This is a genomic window from Rhizobium hidalgonense, from assembly GCF_005862185.2.
Taxonomy (GTDB): Bacteria; Pseudomonadota; Alphaproteobacteria; order Rhizobiales; family Rhizobiaceae; genus Rhizobium; species Rhizobium hidalgonense.
On the sequence record NZ_CP054030.1, the window covers coordinates 193,567 to 211,646 of the forward strand.

Annotated in this window: 14 protein-coding genes and 2 pseudogenes; 7 read left to right on the plus strand and 9 right to left on the minus strand. The window is 58.2% G+C overall.

Features of this window, described 5'->3' with window-relative positions; genetic code table 11:
• Positions 1 to 166: 166 nt before the first annotated feature.
• The 9 genes from FFM81_RS32110 to FFM81_RS32150 form a co-directional block, all read right to left on the minus strand.
• On the minus strand, positions 167 to 463 hold the full coding sequence (locus tag FFM81_RS32110) for a ferredoxin family protein (protein WP_017958637.1): 297 nt from the start codon (positions 461 to 463) through the stop codon (positions 167 to 169).
• Positions 464 to 474: 11 nt separating this feature from the next.
• Entirely contained in the window at positions 475 to 1,782 is a 1,308-nt protein-coding gene (locus FFM81_RS32115; RefSeq protein ID WP_138386451.1) for an FAD-dependent oxidoreductase, read from the minus strand.
• Complete coding sequence (locus FFM81_RS32120) at positions 1,783 to 2,904, minus strand: electron transfer flavoprotein subunit alpha/FixB family protein (RefSeq protein WP_138386450.1); 1,122 nt, start codon at positions 2,902 to 2,904, stop codon at positions 1,783 to 1,785.
• Between the two features lie 17 nt (positions 2,905 to 2,921).
• Positions 2,922 to 3,773: an electron transfer flavoprotein subunit beta/FixA family protein gene (locus FFM81_RS32125; protein ID WP_138386449.1), complete on the minus strand. Its 852-nt coding sequence runs from the start codon at positions 3,771 to 3,773 to the stop codon at positions 2,922 to 2,924.
• A 68-nt stretch (positions 3,774 to 3,841) separates the two neighbouring features.
• Positions 3,842 to 5,908, minus strand: coding sequence for a RiPP maturation radical SAM C-methyltransferase (locus FFM81_RS32130; protein WP_246401473.1), 2,067 nt, complete (start codon positions 5,906 to 5,908; stop codon positions 3,842 to 3,844).
• A complete protein-coding gene (locus FFM81_RS32135) occupies positions 5,905 to 7,365 on the minus strand; it encodes a radical SAM family RiPP maturation amino acid epimerase (RefSeq protein ID WP_246401475.1) in 1,461 nt (486 codons plus the stop codon). Before FFM81_RS32135 ends, FFM81_RS32130 begins: the two co-directional genes overlap by 4 nt.
• Before the next feature lie 70 nt (positions 7,366 to 7,435).
• On the minus strand, positions 7,436 to 7,792 hold the full coding sequence (locus tag FFM81_RS32140; protein ID WP_138333887.1) for a hypothetical protein: 357 nt from the start codon (positions 7,790 to 7,792) through the stop codon (positions 7,436 to 7,438).
• A 107-nt stretch (positions 7,793 to 7,899) separates the two neighbouring features.
• Positions 7,900 to 8,040, minus strand: coding sequence for a hypothetical protein (locus FFM81_RS32145; protein ID WP_163925910.1), 141 nt, complete (start codon positions 8,038 to 8,040; stop codon positions 7,900 to 7,902).
• Positions 8,041 to 8,064: 24 nt separating this feature from the next.
• Entirely contained in the window at positions 8,065 to 8,223 is a 159-nt protein-coding gene (locus tag FFM81_RS32150) for a hypothetical protein (protein ID WP_173883912.1), read from the minus strand.
• Positions 8,224 to 9,625: 1,402 nt separating this feature from the next.
• Between FFM81_RS32150 and FFM81_RS32155 the strand changes: the two genes are divergently transcribed.
• From FFM81_RS32155 to repA, 7 genes and pseudogenes are all read left to right on the plus strand, one after another.
• Positions 9,626 to 9,769 carry a hypothetical protein gene (locus FFM81_RS32155; protein ID WP_173883913.1) on the plus strand — a complete coding sequence of 48 codons (144 nt, stop codon included), beginning with the start codon at positions 9,626 to 9,628 and terminating at the stop codon, positions 9,767 to 9,769.
• A 597-nt stretch (positions 9,770 to 10,366) separates the two neighbouring features.
• Positions 10,367 to 11,490, plus strand: a pseudogene (locus FFM81_RS32160) (thiamine pyrophosphate-dependent enzyme); the annotation flags it as partial.
• A gap of 57 nt (positions 11,491 to 11,547) precedes the next feature.
• A pseudogene (locus FFM81_RS32165) lies at positions 11,548 to 12,722 on the plus strand (iron-containing alcohol dehydrogenase).
• Between the two features lie 97 nt (positions 12,723 to 12,819).
• A complete protein-coding gene (locus tag FFM81_RS32170; RefSeq protein WP_246401477.1) occupies positions 12,820 to 13,416 on the plus strand; it encodes a poly(R)-hydroxyalkanoic acid synthase subunit PhaE in 597 nt (198 codons plus the stop codon).
• A 3-nt stretch (positions 13,417 to 13,419) separates the two neighbouring features.
• Positions 13,420 to 14,526: a class III poly(R)-hydroxyalkanoic acid synthase subunit PhaC gene (phaC, locus tag FFM81_RS32175; RefSeq protein WP_138386564.1), complete on the plus strand. Its 1,107-nt coding sequence runs from the start codon at positions 13,420 to 13,422 to the stop codon at positions 14,524 to 14,526.
• 163 nt (positions 14,527 to 14,689) lie between these two features.
• On the plus strand, positions 14,690 to 15,853 hold the full coding sequence (locus FFM81_RS33080; RefSeq protein WP_246401479.1) for a hypothetical protein: 1,164 nt from the start codon (positions 14,690 to 14,692) through the stop codon (positions 15,851 to 15,853).
• 675 nt (positions 15,854 to 16,528) lie between these two features.
• On the plus strand, positions 16,529 to 17,776 hold the full coding sequence (repA, locus tag FFM81_RS32185) for a plasmid partitioning protein RepA (RefSeq protein ID WP_138386563.1): 1,248 nt from the start codon (positions 16,529 to 16,531) through the stop codon (positions 17,774 to 17,776).
• Positions 17,777 to 18,080: the final 304 nt, after the last annotated feature.

The window sequence follows — 18,080 nt, forward strand, 5'->3', positions numbered from 1 at the left end:
TTTTTACCCTGGTGCGCGAAATATGTCGCCGCATATTCCTAAGTTAACGATACGTGTTATCGACGGCGTAAATTAGCCTTTCAAAAAGGTTGAGTGGATGCACATTCAATCGCCGCCGCTAATGCAGCTGCACCGATCGCTGCTATCCGCCGGAGGTAGGAACTCTTCATCCGAATTTGAAGAGGACCCCGAACCCGCCCCGGGGATAATTCCACTTTATGTCGCCGCTAGCTTCGCATAACACTCTGCATGTGCCGCATTCCAAGCAGCCATCCGAAACAATCGCTACCTGACCAATTTCGTTCAGCTCGTAGCACTTGGCCGGACAGATTTGCGTCAAGGCGAGGAGGCTTGGGCTTGGCGACAGATGCGGTCGCACCGTAATGTGTGGTCGTCCAGTATCGACGAGATATCGGTTTTGGTACAGCTTATCCTCAATGCGCTCAATGATAGTCGTCTTCATCGAATTTTCCTTTAGCGCCAAGATGCGGCGGAGCGGACCGCGTCGCTGATCAACCCCCAACGGGATCGTGCCTTGATAAAGGAGGCAGCTGTAGCCTTCTCCCTGTTGATTTTAGGTACACCGTCGACGCGCACAAAATTTTGCGCCGCCTGAGATATAAGCGTTGGATACGTCATGAAAAAATTGTGGCTGTCGGTGTGGAGGAGGCTTGGAAGATCTTTGTGTTTGATCAGGTCTTTCATGACGAACGACTTGTCCAGTATGCCCTTATAGAGAGAGAGATTGCGTTTCGTCATCAGACCGCCACGGCTCTTTATCTGGAAGATCGCTTCACCCGCCATGAGGCCGGATGTCATCGCAAGGTTCGATCCCTCCCTATGCACGGCATTGTTTAGTTGCGCCGCGTCGCCCACGACGACCCACCCGTTGCCAAAGAGCTGTGGGATTGCCTTGAAGCCACCCTCAGGAATAAGATGCGCGGCGTATTCTTTGATCTCTGATCCGGCCAGTAATGGTCGGATCGAGGGATGTTGCTTGAAGGCGTCAAGAAGGCGGTACGGATTTTCCATGCCTTCCGCTAAACCGGAGACGAGGCAGCCGATCCCCACCGAGATCGACTCCTTGTTGGTATAAAGGAAGCCCAGTCCGGCCATTCCGCGTGAGATCGTGCCGCCGGCTTCGATCACACAACCTTCGCTACCGCTGAGGCCGAAGCGCTCTGCGATGACGTCTTCCGGCATGAAATGCATTTCCTTGACAGCGAGGGCCACATTTTCCGGCTTCGGCATATCGCGTAAGCCGGCTCGTGTTCCAAGCAGTCCGTTCACGCCCTCAGCAAGGACGACTATGTCCGCGAGGATCACCCCGCCCTCTCGATCCGTGTGAACGCCTATTACTTTACCGCTCAGGTCCCAAGCGAGTCTGGTCGCTGTCGTTTCACAAAGGACTGTGCCGCCCGCCTCGCGCACCTTGTGTGAGAACCATTTGTCAAACTGGGCGCGGATGATCGTATACCGGTTTGGCTTCAGTTCATTGAAGTCACCAGAGCGATAGTGCACGCCCGTGTGCGACGAGTCATCCATTAGCCAGAATCGTTGCTCGACCAGATGCCGTTCAAGAGGAGCGTCATCGCGAAAGTTTGGGATAATCGCCTCCAACATGTCGGCGTACAATATAGCCCCTTGAACATTCTTAGAGCCCGAATGTTCTCCGCGCTCCAGCTGCAGCACTTTTAGACCGCGCCTAGCCATCGAATATGCTGCGGCGTTGCCGGACATACCGGCTCCAACGACTATCGCGTCGAACTTACTCTTGGTCATCTAGCTTCCTCGGTCCATAACCTTGATAGAGTTGTGCGGTGCCATTCGCTTGGCGAAAGCGTCTGTCAACGCCGGCAAGAACTCCAGCGCGCAAGCGACAACGCCGATGTGAGCGAAGTCAAAGATCGGAGCGTTCTGGTCGAGGTTGATAGCGACAATCAGATCGGCTCCTTCGACTCCAACGCGATGCTGGACCGCGCCAGATATTCCCGCCGCGATGTAGAGCTTGGGTCTAATGGTATGGCCGGACTGACCAATTTGTCGATCCGCAGGCATCCAGCCTTTTTGGACCAGTGGGCGCGAGCACCCGACTCCCCCGCCGATCGTCGTTGCCAGGTTTCTTAAGTATTGCAGGTTTCCTGCAGCGCCGAGGCCGAGTCCGCCCCCGACCACAATGTCGGAGTTGGCCAGATCGGATTGCTCAGACCCGCTGTTACAAAGGAACGCGAAGACTTTGGTGACGATCTCCTCCTCAACCATCAGGAGTTGATGTTGGATAACGCGCCCAATTGGGTTATCCGCACGTTGCGGCGTCGCCATGACCCTGGACCGCACCGTTGCCATTTGCGGCCGGCTAGTCAGCGTGTAGATCGTGCACAACAAGGACCCGCCGAAAGTTGGCCGCGTCGCTGCGAGTGAACCATCTCCATCAACATCCAGCTCGGTGCAATCAGCCGTAAGCCCTGTTTGTAAGGTCGTTGCTACAGCACCGGCGAGGTCGCGGCCGAGCGTGGTCGCGCCGAGAAGGAGAATTTCTGGTTTGTGAGTAGTGACCAGATCCGTCAAAGCCTTGGTAAAGGGTTCGTTTCGATAATTGGCGAGGAGTGGCGACTCTACTAGATAGGCGACATCAGCTCCGTAGGCGAAGGCCTCTTCGATCGCAGGCTTGGTGCCCACGCCTTGAGACGAACCGAGGATTACCCCGGCCAGTTGGACACCCAGTTTGTCAGCTAGTCTGCGGCCTTCGCCGAGGAGTTCAATCGATACGGGATGAACATTGCCGCGCTCAAGTTCCATGAAGACCCAGACGTGCCGGTGATCTTCGAAACACTTTAGCAGCTTTTTCCCTGAGCTGGCGCGGCCGACCGCGTTTGCCGGCGTTTCATTTTTTCTAGCGACCAAAATCTACTCCTCGCTGCTCACCGATTGCCATGGGACGTGAGCTTGCGTTCCAAAACAGGCTGGCGGGCAAAAATTGCAGTGACCGCGTCCGCAGCGACCTCGGCCAACGTTTTGTCGTTAATGTCCATTTGCATAGCTTTTTCGGCGCGCGGACCAGGGGCGAATACTCGCTTCACGACCGTCGGCGATCCCCTTAGGCCGCATTTGGTCAACTCCCCGATGCCGGCGTCAGCGGCCCCCCATTTAAGAACCGTGCTTCGCGCGGCACGGAAGGCGTCATCGAGAGAGCCCCGGCGGATAGCATTGACTCCTTCCAGCACGGTGATGAGACATGGCAACGTGCTCTTCAGCATCTGCGTGCCGCTCTCCGCGTGCCGTTCAACCATGAGCTCGCGCGACGTGGGATCAATGGAGACAATCTTCGTTACGTAGGTCAGTTGCTGGAGGTTCAGCCTCTTTGCAATTCCGGGTCCGACCTGGGCCGTGTCGCCGTCAATTGTCTGCTTTCCCGTAAAGACGATATCAGGCGCCCCATAGCTCTCGCCAATCTTCGCTACTGCGTGAGAAAGTGCATACGAGGTCGCCAGCGTGTCAGATCCAGCAAAGTGGCGGTCGGTCAGAAGCACTGCGCGATCTGCGCCGTGGGTGAGGGCTTTGCGTAGCGCTTGCTCAGCCATGGGCGGTCCCATCGTGAGAACGGTCACCTCGCCCCCATAGCGGTCACGAACTTGTAGTGCCTCTTCGAGGGCAAACAGGTCGTAAGGGTTAATGATGGTCGGTACGCCTTGGCGCATGATCGTATTTGTCACCGGGTGGACGCGTATCTGCGCAGAGTCCGGCACCTGTTTGATACAGACCACGATGTGCATAGTCGTTTAAGCTCCCAATCGGATTTGGGCTTTAGGACCCGGCTTACTCTGAGCACTACTCGTGCCAATCAGGTTGCGCCGGTAAACCTTCGAGATTGCACATGTTTCGTTGTCGCTATGCGAAGGGGTTTTGTAGGGTTGCCGACATGTTTTGTCGTAATCCGCCCCAGCCTTTCGCTCGGACAGTACCCGCCGACACGTCGGTCTAAATAGCCTCCTGGAAACGCGGTCAGAGCGGGCATTGACGTACAGGGGTCCCAAACCGGAAGCCCGACCAGGCGGGCGTCCAGCCGGACAATTAGCTTGCGAGCAATAAGGTCTGCAGTCGCCTCCTCAATCTCCGCCAGGCTCGCCCCCTTCAGCTGTCCACTCAGGCGGGCCTCTGGCATGCCTTGATCAGCAGCCAGTAGGATTTCACGCGCCAAGCCTTTGACTCGCTGTTCACGCTCCACTGCTATATTGCGCGTGTCCTCAATCATAATCTCGTCACCGCTATCGCACATCGATAGCATGGGGGTCGTCGGGCCGCGCCATGCGTCTCTCCAGGCATCCATACCTTGAATCATCGCCTGAACGCCGGGGCGGCGGTTTGCGTCAAGTACACCGAAATTGCGGCCGGTATCATTGGCTTGACTGTCTTCGAAGTAGTAAACCTGATCCGCAAGATCGCGCTCAGAGAGCGGATAGACGTAGCGATAGGAAGCGGCCGGGCTGAGCGTCAGACCATATTGGTCGGCTGTGCGATGATAGAGACTGAAGCGCTGGTAGCGCAATCTAACAGCGTGTCCCGGCTGCAGATGATGCAGCAGCGGCAACAAGCGAGCCATTTGAGCGTACCAAGCATCGCTTTCGCGGGGGAAACCCCACAGGATACTCCAGATAGCCCGCACGCCAAACTGGCGACACCATTTCAGGAGCTGAACATTTTGCACTGCCGTCGTTCCCTTGCCCATAAGCTTCAAAGCGCGGCTATCCAGGCTCTCGATACCTGGTTGGATCCAGCGGACACCGCCTGCGGCCAACTTCTCGACTTCAACGCGCTTCAAATTGGCTTTGACTTCAAAGAAGATGGAGAGCTTTTCGGGTAGGGCGACGAGGCGAGGCAATGCCTTTTCAACATAGTCATTCGCCAGAATGTTGTCCACTGCCTCGATGCGCGACGTGCCGTAGCGCTTGGACATCTCGATCATCTCCTCTAACGCTTGTGCGGCCGGTTTCTGGCGATACGTCATCAATGCGCCGTTCAAGCCGCAGAACGTGCAGGGGCTGCTGCGCTGCCACCAGCAGCCGCGAGAGAACTCCATCGGCAGCCCCGGATAAACGCGGTCGGCATAGAGCGATCGCTCAAGTTCGACAAAATAATCCGAGAAATCGGGCAGCGGCAGGGCATGTATATCCTCGACCACTGCGCGGGGCACCAAGTCGCCTGTCAGCGTGGCGGGATAGCCGGCCTGGCGATGAACCGGGCCGAAAACGCCGAACGGCAGGTCGCCCGGTGGGATATCGCGACCATGAGTGAGGATGTCGCGACAGAGCCCTCCGATCAGCGTGTCGGCCTCCCCCGACACGACGTAGTCGACCCACGGGAACCGCGCATGAGTAGTACGTCCCATCACGGATTCACAATTTGCCCCCCCCATGAGGGTGACCAAGCCTGGCGCGAGCTCGCTCAGGCGCCGCAACAACGCAAACGAGGGAACGTGCTGATTGAATGTTGACGTGCAGCCGACCATAGCCGGCTGTTCCTTCAGTATCTTGCCGCATGTCCAATCGATGAAGCCGCCGATGAGCGAACGCAACTTGAGGAAATTAGCACGAAGCTCGGCCTCACTTCTATGTGGGCACGGATTGCGCCGGAAATACCGATCGAGGAACAGGGCGTGGTTGGTTTCGAAGTCAGGAAATGCGACGCCTGCGAACAGCCAGTCAACAAGCGCTTCCTCCGGAGGGGAAGTCTCAAGTAAATTATAGTCGGCGAGGCCAGCGTATTCCAGAAACCAGATATTGGCATAAACTGTCCTCGATTGCAGGCCGGCCCGCGTCAGCGCCGACTGCAGCAGACCAAGCGCCAGCGACGGTCGTTCAACTGCTGACATCGGCATGTTCACCAGCACGATCGGCATATCGGCGCTCATGTCGTGCCCTCGCCATTCCGCCAGGCAAAGCGCTCGTCGAGGTCCTCTTCGAGCAATCCTCTCATGTGCAGTTGGTCGAGTTCATCGGCAACTGCTATGGCGCTCGCTCCATCCGTTACGACCTGCGCAACCAATTCCGACGCAGTACAACGGTCACTTGCGATCAGATCGCCAACGGAGGAGGCGGCGTTGTCGGGCACCTGATACTCAATGTGGCAAGATCGGAGGAGGAAGTGATGGCGCTTGGCCTCGTACTGCAAGTCCCCGCGGAAGCGGATCGGCCGGTTGGGAGGTGGGCTCTCGTGCATGTGCTCATCAATCATGCTTTGGACTTCGTCCCGGAACTCATCTGGCGTTCCGAAGAAATGTTCATCCACGATGCGATAACCGAGAGGCCAACGTCCGCTCGCCGGTACCGGCGTCACCAATTGCACACGCCGCCGCGGCATGTTTACGAGAAAGCCGGAAACGCAGGCGATCGTCGTGTGACCGCTCTCAGATTCCACGGTTGCATCGCCGTCTTTGACTGCGCTGAGTTTCTCCTTTCGCGCGCGGCCGGCGAAAGCTTTTGAACTTCGCATCTCCTTGCCTTGCAGGACGAGTTCAACGCCCATCAGATCCTCGGGCGAAAATGCCGTGTGGATCTGATTGAGTTGGTCCGTGCTCAGCACGGAAAAGCGATTGGTCACGCAACGGTAGCGTTCGAACAGCTCGAGCACACGCTTGGTGAGTGCCAGATTCTTGAGAGGCATAGCCGTCGTTGTTTGCGGCAATGTGCCGGTGATTTGATAATAGTCAAAGAGAAAGCGGTCGTAGTCGGGATTATCCATCGGATCTGTGGCGCAGTAGCAGAAGCCAGTGCTCGCTGCCGAACCGAACATTTCGCTCGAGACGCCAACTACCCCGCGCCAAAGGTAGGCATGCTCCTTGCTATATTCATAATAACCCTTGAACCGACTCGCCGACAGGCCGCAAAACCAGCAGCCCCCGGTACAGCCTTCGCTCAGCTCGAAAGCAATGACGGGGTGCGTGATCGACTGTGCCGATATGCCCAACACGTCGTCGCAGCGGCGCATTTGCCGCTCGCGCCACGCATGGAAACGAGGGGAAGCAACCGACATGTTGCCTTGGTCGCGCAGGATGTCGCGATGGCGCACCATCTCGTCCATATACTCACGCCAAGTTACAGCCAATGGCCACGACGTACACTCCGGTTTGCCATATAATTTCCGGTAGCTAGAATGCCAGAGCGGCAGCATCTCCATCGGGTCGACTTCAATCCCGTAGCGTGCCGTTACGCTACGAGGGTTGTCGACGTTCTCCGAAAGCGCGCTCTTGAATGCCGCGTCGCCGGAGAGGCATTCCATGAAGCGCTTGATGTGGGCCAGCGTGCGGACCTCTGCAGGCGTCCGCCGGTCAAAGATCTGTCGATAGTGTTCCTTAGCAGAGTGGGTCACGAGGTTACCTCCCATTTCCACTTTCTCATTGGTCACGGGGGGTGAATGCGCACCGCCCGTGACCGTTTGGTTAAATGAGGACCGCAGCGACCACGACAATCGCTTCGGCAGCTTCAAAGACTGTCGTTGCCGCTTGCGCCGCCTCAACAGCGGTGGTGGCGGCCACGATGGTCTGGACTGCCTTGATAGAGGTCACAACGTCCGAATGGCGCTTGCCGACAGCTGGATCGGTCTGTTTGGCGGTCATGCCACCTGGATTTCTGGCCTTTATGTAACTTTTGGCCTCATCGATCGTGAAATCGTAGCCATGCGCTTTTCCGCTTGCCACCAATGATGCGAGACCGGTAGCATTCGTTTTCACGTATTCCAGCAGGCTGCCGCCTTTCTCCAGATCGGCAACGAAACGCTCTAATTCAGTATCAGACATTTTTAATCTCCTTCGTGTATTCCATCAGGCGGACGTCATTCCCCACATCGCCAACGAAACGCTCAAGTTCAGTTTTGGACATCTTTAATCTCCAGATCGCCTCGAGCTCAGAAAGCCTCGGCCGTGAGTGAAGCGTGATACGTCTTCGGCGTCGCTCCGACATCGACATCCTTGTCGCGGATGCCGGCGAGCACGTCCGTCCCCTTGTGGAACTTGCCGACATTCTCGGCGATTTGCCAGTTCCGCACTTTCCCGTCATAGATAGCTCTCCTTCATATGTTCGTAGCAAATGCGGTTATTCCGCAACGGATGCCGCCGCCGTATCGCCCGAACGGATTGATCGAGACGGCTTCGGCGGCGGAGACAATCTTGGTAGTGGACTTGCCAATTTCGTCCTTTCCATAGAATGCGATCTGACGCAGAGCTGCCATGCTTGGGGTTCCTTCACGAGTTCGAAGCAATGCGGTTATCCCGCACCGCGGATGCGGCGGCCGTTCCGCTGCTCGCAATAACTCTCAAGATTCGTGCCAAGCCGGCCGATTGAGCTCACGAACAATAATTCGCTGCGATTCCAGTTATGTGGGCGTAAAAATACGGGATTGAGAACAAGGACGCCTGTCACTTAACCGACAAAGGTGACGACAATGTCGTAAATTGGATGTCGAGAATTTCGGTTGATCGGGCCATCTGGAACCGCGACTTGCGACCCATGCAGGAAGAAATTAAGCGGAGATCGCACTGTCCTCAATTTTGGTAGAGGGGGGTCCGATCGCCGATGTCTGACGCAAAGCAGAAGCTTCTAAACGCCACTTTCTAAATTAGAACAAAATATACCGGCCTGATGCTCTCGCAAGTGAAGCGTCTACGCCATTTTGGAAGGGCGAACGTCAAGCTGAGGCGGACTGTCGCCGAGCTGTCGCTGAACAAGACCGTGCTGGAGGGGTGTCTTCTTCGTTCGTGCAAGCGTCATGGTTATCCAGGTCGCAGGCGCACGGCGAGAGCCTCGCTGAGGTCACCCACTACCAACGGGATTGTCCGCCTCCCTGCGCAAGGCCTCGGCATCATCAATCAGGAATCGCAGTGTTCGGACTTTTCCTGCATGCCGCACAATCGTCCTCCAGAGATCCTGCTTTCGCCTGACGCTCTTCGCTCAATTACAACGCTCCGGCATAGTGATGGACGAAACAGTCAATCAATATGCCATAAGCCCTGTGAAGAAGCGGCTTCCTGCCCGAACTTTGGGAATGGTGTGTGCAATCTGTCATCATCACCTGCTGCAACAGCACTCCAGGCGCGGAGGGCGGGATACATTTACAAAACGGCAAGCGTCATTTGCGACGTCGCCGTCCCTTGAGTGGGGCGAGGCCGCTCAAAACATTTTGGCCTATGGCGGAGCAGGTGCGCGCGCCAGACGGCAACATTATGCAGGGTACCAGATGCGGGACGAGGTTACCTCGTCTGGTGAATGGGATCGCTCGCCACGGCGCGTGATCGTCGATGATCCCACCGGAGACAGCGCTATTGGGTAAGTGGAATCGTATCCCAAGGAGTGGTTTAGCGCGATAGCACTGACCTAACAGCAGGTGGGGTCGGCTGTTGATGACAATCAACTTACGACATCGTCGTCACCTTTGTCGGTTAAGTGACAGGCGTCCTTGTTCTCAATCCCGTATTTTTACGCCCACATAACTGGAATCGCAGCGAATTATTGTTCGTGAGCTCAATCGGCCGGCTTGGCACGAATCTTGAGAGTTATTGCGAGCAGCGGAACGGCCGCCGCATCCGCGGTGCGGGATAACCGCATTGCTTCGAACTCGTGAAGGAACCCCAAGCATGGCAGCTCTGCGTCAGATCGCATTCTATGGAAAGGACGAAATTGGCAAGTCCACTACCAAGATTGTCTCCGCCGCCGAAGCCGTGAGCCTTGCTCCGATAGAACCGGTAATTTTGTTGGCGCGGCAGGTTAATGGCCGTTGACGTTCGTGCGGCATGATCATACATATACCATATGACGGTTTAATACCGTCACAGATTAGATACCCCGTCAGGATGTTTGACATGACACAGTCTGTTAATTCACCGTCCTCGTTAGCAACCAACCTGCTTGGGCGTCCTCTCCGACCAGATCGCCGGCCCTTGTCGGCGGCGTCGCGGGGATCTGCCCGGGACATCGCCGGAAGAATGTCGCCAATCCGACGGCAGTGCCTCGCCACCTGCCTCATGTCCACCAATGTCGGCGAAGGCGAGAAGGCGAACGCCACGGCAACGCGGTCGGCAAGGCGCTGAACCTCGACAATGTCGCGACCGCCGGTCTCAGCGGCAGCGCGACGACCAAGGAATTTACAGCAGCAATTTAAAAGCGGCTGGCATGACAAAAAAGCAGGAAAGAACGCTCGGGCGAAACGACCGCAGCATCCGCGTTGCGGGATAACAGCATTGCCTCGAACACATGAAGGGAGACCAAGCGTGGTGGCACAATCCCGGAAGCGTAAGGTTAAGGGGTCCGACCTCGTTGTGCGGGGGCTTGAGGAGCAGGAGGTTGGGTAGATCTTCGGCATTCCCGGCGAGGAAACCCTCGACTTGCTCGAGTCGCTGCGCAAGTCGAAGAAGATCAAGTTCGTGCCGACCCGACACGAACAGGGAGCCATCTACATGGCCGCGACCTATGGCCGCCTGACTGGCAAGACCGGCGTCTGCCTCGCCACTTGCGGTCCGGGCGTGCTCAACTTCCCCAACGGCGCTGGCTATGCCTTTCTCTGCGGGATGCCGCTGCTGGTGATCGCCGGCCAGAAGGCGATCAAGAGCCGCCCCCAGGCAGGTTTCCAAAGGGTCGACTCCGTCGCAGTGATGAAGCCCTTGACCAAGCTCGCAATACAAATCGTATCGGCGCAGTTGATCCCGTCGACGATGAGGGAGGGCTTCCGCGTCTCCCAGGAGGGAAAGCCGGGGCCAGTGTATCTTGAGCTTCCGGAAGATATTGCGGCCGAAAAATGCGAGGAGGGGGAGGTCTGATGATTGCGCCGAAGCCCCATCACCGCAGCCAAACGTCCGCTTCTGATGTTGGGGCAGTCGCCGCGCGGGCGACGGACGACAGCTTCGCGCTAGGGCGTCTGGTCAACGGTATAAGCGAGGTAATGACGCCGCATGACAACATCCTGGTGCTGGACAATGGCCTTTACAAGATCTCGGTCGCTCGCAACTACCAGACCAATGCCCCCAATACGCTGCTGCTCGACAATGCTCTTGCAACAATGGGAGCAGGACTGCCGTCAGGGATAGCGGCCGCGATGCTCTATCCCCGGCATCGCGTCATGGCGCTCTGCGGCGACGGCGGCTTCGAGATGACCGTCCAGGAACTGGAGACGGCCGTCCGACTGAAGCTCAACCTGGTCGTGCTCATCGTGGAGGACGGCGGCTACGGCATGATCCGCCATAAGCAGGCCGCCCGCGGTTTCCCGGATTTCGGCAACACCGTCGGGAATCCGGATTTCGTGAAATTGGCCGAAGCCTTTGGGGCCAGGGGAACGCGGGTCGAAACGCTGGGCGAACTGGTGCCAGCGCTGGAAGCCGCTTTCGAAGGCGGCGGCGTCCATGTCGTCCTAGTGCCGATCGATTATGCGGATAACAAGCGAGTGCTCACCGACAAGCCGCGCTCGCGCAAAGCGAAACCAACTAAACGTCTGAGCAACCTAGGATAAGCCGCCTCGGGCGGCAGGCCCTGCCGCCCGAGAGAGCCAAACAGAGGGACCAAGCAGATGAAGCCATTTACTTTCCAGAACCCGACCAACATCCGTTTTGGCGCAGGCGCGTCCAGCGAGATCGGCGGGCTCCTCAAGGGCTATAAGGCCGCCCATGTGCTGCTCGTCACCGACGAGAAGGTGCGGGCGGCCGGGCTGACGCGCAATGCGGAAGCGGCGATTGCCGAAGCCGGCATCGCGCTCACCGTGTTCGACGGCGTGGTCGCCGACGCGCCGTCGCATGTCATCGAAGCGGCAGCAGAAATCTGCCGCGAGTGCGGCGTCGACGCTGTCGTGGCGATCGGCGGCGGCAGCGCGTTGGATACGGCAAAGCTCGTCGCCTATCTCGCCAAAACCCCGGTCAAGCTTGATGATATCTATGGTATCGACCGTGCCACCGGCGACCGGCTGCCGCTGCTGTTGGTGCCGACCACGGCGGGAACCGGATCGGAAGTGACGCCGATCTCCATCGTTAAGACGCCAAACAACGAGAAGAAGGCGGTGATCTCGCCGCGCCTCATCCCGGACTGGGCGATCCTCGATCCCTTACTGACGCTCGGCCTGCCGCCGCACCTCACCGCTGAGACGGGCATCGACGCCATGGCCCATGCGATCGAGGCCTATACCGGCAAGATCAAGAAGAACCCGATCTCCGACCAGCTCGCACTGAAGGCGCTGGCGCTGCTGTCGGCCAATCTCAGGAAAGTCTACGCGGACGGCTCTGACCTTGAAGCGCGTTCGGAAATGCTGCTCGGCTCCATGCTGGCCGGCATGGCCTTTGCCAATTCGCCGGTTGCCGCGGTGCATGCGCTCGCCTATCCGATCGGCGAGATCTACCATGTGGGCATGGCCTCTCCATTGCGCTGGTCCTGCCCTACGTGTTGGAATTCAACCGCCCGGCGGCCGAAGCGCTCTATGCCGAGCTCTCCGACGTTATCCAGCCCGGCTATCGCCGCCAGTCCGATGCGGCGGACGCTGTGGCCTTCATCGCCGAGATCGAGGCGATCTGCCGAGACTGCGGGGTGCCCGACTCGCTATCGGCGGTTGGAATCGGCGAAGGCGATCTTTCCAAGCTGGCCAAGGATGCGATGAAGCAAAAGGAGCGTCTACTGGTCAACAATCCGCGCGAGCTCGACGACGATCAGGCCGGGGCGATTTATGCCAAAGCGCTTGCGGGAGTGAGCAGGCCATGACCCCGAGCTCGGACGACCAACCGGAATTCTTGCAGATGCTGCTGCGCATGTCGGAAATGTGGCGCAGCAACATCGAGCAGGCAGGGGAAATTGGAAAATGTGGTTCAACTCGATGATGCCCTTCCTCACCACGCGCGCGGCCGACAGCAGCCTGTTTGCCGTTGCGCTGGGCGGCGAGATCTCAGAAGCCTTCAAACGCATGGCGGAAGCCCCGCGCCTTGCCGACATGTGGAACTTCGACCGGCAGGTCTATGCGCTGATGGCGGCCTGGATGGACGTCGGCCAGCGCATGGCGGCCTATCACGTCATCGCCTCGGTGCCGTGGAACAAGGCCTATGAACGCAGCGCGACGCTCGCCGACACGAAGGAAGGAGACGCCGAGGATTTCGGCTGGCGCAAGGCCTTCGACAAGTGGAGGGACATTGCGAACAAGGAACTGATCAGCAACCTGCGCTCTAAGGATTTCCTCGCCGCACAGCGCGAATTGCTGCTCGCCGGGCTGGAGCTGCGCACCCGCCAACAGCAAATGACCGACAGCGTCGCGAAGCTGTTAGGCGTTCCGAGCCAGCACGACTTCGACGAGCTGACGCGGCAGTTCACGGAACTCAGGCGGGAGGTGCGCGCCAGCATCAGGGCACAGCGCGATGAAGTCGAAGGTGCGCGCGGTATCGCCACACAACCAGGAAAGGGATGAGCGATGACCGAACCCCGCAAAACCGCCTTTAACAGCTTCCTGAAGGATTTCGCCGAGAATGTCGGCAAGTTTCACAAGGGGGCGGACGTGCTCGCCGGCATCCGCGACGAGGATGTCGATGTCGGAACAACCCCGAAGACGCTCGTCATGCGCCGCGACAAGGTGAAGCTGTTTCGCTACGAGCCGACGGTCAAGCGCACCGTCGAGACGCCGGTCCTCATCGTCTATAGCCTGGTCGGCCGCTACACTATCGCGGACCTCCAGCCCGACCGCTCGCTGGTGCGCAGCCTGCTCGCCGAGGGCGTCGACGTCTGGCTGATCGAATGGGGCAAGCCTGGCCGCGCCGAGCGTTGCCTGACGATGGACGACTATGTCGACGACTATATCGACGAGGCGGTGCACTGGATCTGCCGCGAGACGGGCCATGACAAGGTAACGCTGCTCGGCATCTGCCAGGGCGGCGTCTTCGCCACCTGCTATGCGGCGCTCCATCCGGAGAAGGTCAAGAACCTGGTCCTGACCATCACGCCGATCGACTTCCACGCCGATATCGACGACCCGGCGCCCGATCACGGCCTCCTCAACATCTGGACCCGCTCGCTTACGCCCGAGGATATCGATCGCATGGTCGATGCGTTAGGTGTCGTCCCCGGCGAATTCATGAGCTCGATCTTCTCGCTCATGACGCCGATGAAATCGCTGACCAAGTACAATGTCGAACTCTTCGACAACGCCGGTGACAAGGACTGGCTGATGAACTTCCTGCGCATGGAGAAATGGCTGGCCGACCGGCCGGATCACCCTGGCGCGGCCGGCCGGCAATGGCTGAAGGAGCTCTATCAGGAGAACCGCCTGGTCGAGGGTAGGTTCGAGCTGTCGGGCCGCATCGTCCACCTCCGCGCGATCGACATGCCCGTGCTTAACATCTTCGCGCTGAACGATCATATCATTCCGCCGGCCTGCTCCAAGGCGCTCGGCGGCAAGATTGGCAGCACCGACTATACGGAGATTCCGCTTCCGAGCGGGCATGTCGGCGTGCTCGTTTCGAGCAAGTCGCAGGGCAAGCTCCCCAAAAGCATAGTTGAATGGCTCCGGCCACGGGACGGGTAGGGGATAGCTATAAGCAAACAAGATTTTCTCCCCCGCCGAAGCCGTCACGATCACCCGTTCGGACGGCAGTCGCCTTTTCCGCTTCGAGGCGGGATGTCACCAATAGAATACAAAATCCCCTCCGAAAAAGCTCGGAGACTGATGAAACTGCTTGGAGAACAAGATGCACTGGATTTCCAGATTATTTGCAACGGGTGCCATTTTTACGTTGGCGTCCATACCCCTCGACGGCTTCGCCCAGTCGGTCGATGCCAACCTGGCAATCAACAGGCCGGACGAGGCGTCTTGGCGTTTCCTCGCTTATGTCGCTGGTCCCGTCGCGGCGACGCCTAACAAGGCTTTGTTCGAAACATGGGCTTCGAACGAAGATACATTCACTCCGCACCCGGTTTTTCCGGGCGCCAAAGGTGACCCGTCCTGTGGACAGTCGGGTGCAGCGGCGGAAATCGCCACTCCCGTGGCCAGCCCAAAAATACTGAGTCTTCCAGCCCTCCAGCAGTTGGCTCCGATGGGCTCCGTCCCGCATGGGTCGCCCGACGGGAGCGAAGAAGTTCGCCGCAACCAGGCGACTTTCGATTACATCGTTTGCAACCAGCTCTTTACCAAGACCGGTCTGCGAGCCTTCTATAATGCCGGCCGGCCGATCTCAGCTCCTGTCGGCGCCATGGAAGTCAAGGCAAATTGGGTACCCGCCGATGAGGTCGATAGCGCCGATTATTATGTCAGCGAGGCACCTGACGGGAAGAAATCCGCGCTAACCGCCATGCATATCATCAGTAAGGTGCTGCCCAACTGGACCTGGGCAACGTTCGAGCACCAGAACAATCCAGGCCGTTGCGATTATACCGGATGCCATGATGCCTATGGCGCGGTTGTCGCCGACGTGGACGCGAATGACGTCCTTGATCGGCCCTACAGCGCCTGTGCAAAGAACGACGCACTGAAAGCCATGATGGGCTCTGCAGGTCTTTCGCCTGTGTGGGAACATTACTGCCTGAAGGGCAGCCAGACCGACTTCGTCTCGGCGACCGGCTTGCCGACGCATCTCGGCAATTCGGTAACGGAGGCCGGATTCGCCGACACTTCGTCCTGCATCACCTGCCATGCGCGTGCCGCCGTCAACGCAAAGGGAATAATGACGACGCCAGCAGGATTTGTCGATCCCCCGATCCCGGCGCTCTGTCCTAATCCATCCGGTTCCTGCAGTCCCAACGGCGCACCGGATCCGAATTGGTTCTGGACCAATCCCGGCAAGCGCGACCAGGCCGCCGTTGCCATGCAGACGGATTTCATCTGGTCAATTGCCCGCTTTGCAATCGGGGACTAACACCGGCCCCGCCACGACGCTGCCCGAGAAAGCGAACCGCCGAAAGTTGCCCGGCGATGAAGTTATGCGCATGACCTTCTATCTTCGTGATCGGCGCCCGGTCCGGCATCGCCCCGGCGGCGGAGGGGCCTAGCCGCGCCGGTTTCGCGGAGGACGAGACCTGATCTTGCGCGCGAGCGGCGCAAGGTGCTGCGCCAGACCTCTTCTGTATTCAGCTGGCTGGCGCGGATATCGAAGGCAGGGTTGTGCGCTTCGAGATCATCCGCCGCACCGCAATCGTCATGTTGTGACAAGAATCTGGATCGATTCGATACGCAAGTCCACGTCTTAGGCTAATTGGGACAAGCGGGGCCGCAAGATCCGCGGCCAGCAGGGCCATACGGGGTAACGGCGAAGGTCGTGGCACGCTGGGTCGAGTGGTTTCTGTGCGGAGGCCCCGCCGGCATGGAGGATTGTTCGTCCCGCCGAACACGAGCCCAAGCCGGACCCCGGAGCAGATCGCCCAAAAAATCTCGTTCCGTCCTAAGAGGAATATAGAACAAGAATTCCCTGACGAAAGTATGTAGCCGTAAGCTTCCTGGGCGCGGAAAAGTGCTTGTTGACGGGCACAGACAATGTGGTAAATCGTGACAGCATAAACACGTCATGACAAGAAATACCGTCACGAGGTCACTGATGCCACGCTCTGAGAACCCATCTCAAATGGAAACCACTTCGGAGCGCATTGAGCGCCGTACCGACGAACTCTGGGATCGCCTAAGGGAGCGGGGGGTAGAGCCTGATTTTCGAGACCACAGGACCCTTCGCTCGTTCTCCTTGGGCGAGGTTGCGGAGATTCTCGGCGTGTCGGGCAGTTATTTGCGCCAGTTGTCAATTGATGGGCTGGGGCCAACACCGGAGCTAGGGACCGCAGGACGGCGCTCCTATACGCTTCGACAGATTAACGAACTCCGTGCTTATCTCGCTTCGGCCCGTCCGAAAGAGGCTTTGAAGTTTTGCCCGCGCAGGCGCGAGGGTGAGAAACTACAGATCATCTCGGTAGCCGCCGGCTCCGCAAGCACCACCACATCGTTCTACCTGGCTCAAGGCCTTGCACTTCAAGGATACCGCGTTCTCGCTATAGATCTCGATCTGAAGGGCTCATTGTCGAAAATGTTCGGCTATTGTTTTCCGACTTTGTGTTTTCCCGACCGCCCTAGGAGCATGTATGGCGCTTTAAGCTATGATGACAACCGGGTCAGTATGAGCTCTGTAATTGAATCGACCCATTTTGATGGTCTTAATCTTGTGCCGGGTACTATGGAGCTCGAAATATTCGAACGGGAAAGTTGGAAGCGCTTCCATAATGAGGACTTGAAGCTCCCAGACGCTAGCATCGGAATGGTGGATGCGCTCAAGGAAGTCGAGCAGGGCTACGACGTTGTCGTTATCCACTGTGGACGTGGAACCTTTCTGACAGCGGGTGCGTATGAAGCAGCGACCGGCGTTCTGATGACGGTCCGCCCTCAATGGCCTGAGATCGCGTCAATGACCCTGTCCCTCTACTCCTTCTCGCATTTCGTCTCTTTGATCGAAAAGGCTGGGAGGTCGGTAAATTATGATTTCACCAAATATTTGGTGACAAGACACGATCCGCGTGACGTCGCACAGCAGGAGGCAGTCGGACTACTGCGGGACTGGCTGGGGGATGATCTGTTGACTGCGACCGTCTGGGAATCGGACGCGATCCGGCAAGCTTGGATGAAAAACCGATCGTTATATGAGCTGTCAGCGGGAGAGGTAGGCCGGTCGGCTTACGAACAAGCGATGGAAACGCTGAATTCCACCAATGCGGAGGTAATGGACCTCATATCCGAGGTTTGGGGCCGTCCCCCGATGTATGTGTCGAGGGCTTCGCGGACTGCAGGTAAGGCGAGCTCCTAATCCAACGGCTTAGCAAGTGAGCCTACGCACGCAGCCCTACGCTTCATGTTGTACGAACCGGCTGGGCTCTTGAAGGCGGCCAGCGCCGGCGCGGATCGGGATGTGCCACTTCCGATTGGGCGGGCTACCCAAATCCGATCCGGTGTGCAAGCCGTTCCCCGATCGGCGACTTGGCGACGAGCATACTTCGACGCCGAATTTTCTTCAAGGCGTGCGCCCCATGTTGCGGCATAAATACCTCCGTAACGGAATAAATGGCTATGGAGCTACTAGACCGTCTCGTCCCTACGTCGGTTGCTCGCTT

Bases quoted from the DNA above. Each gene is read 5' to 3' on its own strand.
- FFM81_RS32110 (WP_017958637.1), bottom strand. From the start codon at position 463: ATGAAGACGACTATCATTGAGCGCATTGAGGATAAGCTGTACCAAAAC.
- FFM81_RS32115 (WP_138386451.1), bottom strand. From the start codon at position 1,782: ATGACCAAGAGTAAGTTCGACGCGATAGTCGTTGGAGCCGGTATGTCC.
- FFM81_RS32125 (WP_138386449.1), bottom strand. From the start codon at position 3,773: ATGCACATCGTGGTCTGTATCAAACAGGTGCCGGACTCTGCGCAGATA.
- FFM81_RS32130 (WP_246401473.1), bottom strand. From the start codon at position 5,908: ATGAGCGCCGATATGCCGATCGTGCTGGTGAACATGCCGATGTCAGCA.
- FFM81_RS32140 (WP_138333887.1), bottom strand. From the start codon at position 7,792: ATGTCTGATACTGAATTAGAGCGTTTCGTTGCCGATCTGGAGAAAGGC.
- FFM81_RS32150 (WP_173883912.1), bottom strand. From the start codon at position 8,223: ATGGCAGCTCTGCGTCAGATCGCATTCTATGGAAAGGACGAAATTGGC.
- FFM81_RS32155 (WP_173883913.1), top strand. From the start codon at position 9,626: ATGGCAGCTCTGCGTCAGATCGCATTCTATGGAAAGGACGAAATTGGC.
- FFM81_RS32170 (WP_246401477.1), top strand. From the start codon at position 12,820: ATGTGGTTCAACTCGATGATGCCCTTCCTCACCACGCGCGCGGCCGAC.
- phaC (WP_138386564.1), top strand. From the start codon at position 13,420: ATGACCGAACCCCGCAAAACCGCCTTTAACAGCTTCCTGAAGGATTTC.
- FFM81_RS33080 (WP_246401479.1), top strand. From the start codon at position 14,690: ATGCACTGGATTTCCAGATTATTTGCAACGGGTGCCATTTTTACGTTG.
- repA (WP_138386563.1), top strand. From the start codon at position 16,529: ATGCCACGCTCTGAGAACCCATCTCAAATGGAAACCACTTCGGAGCGC.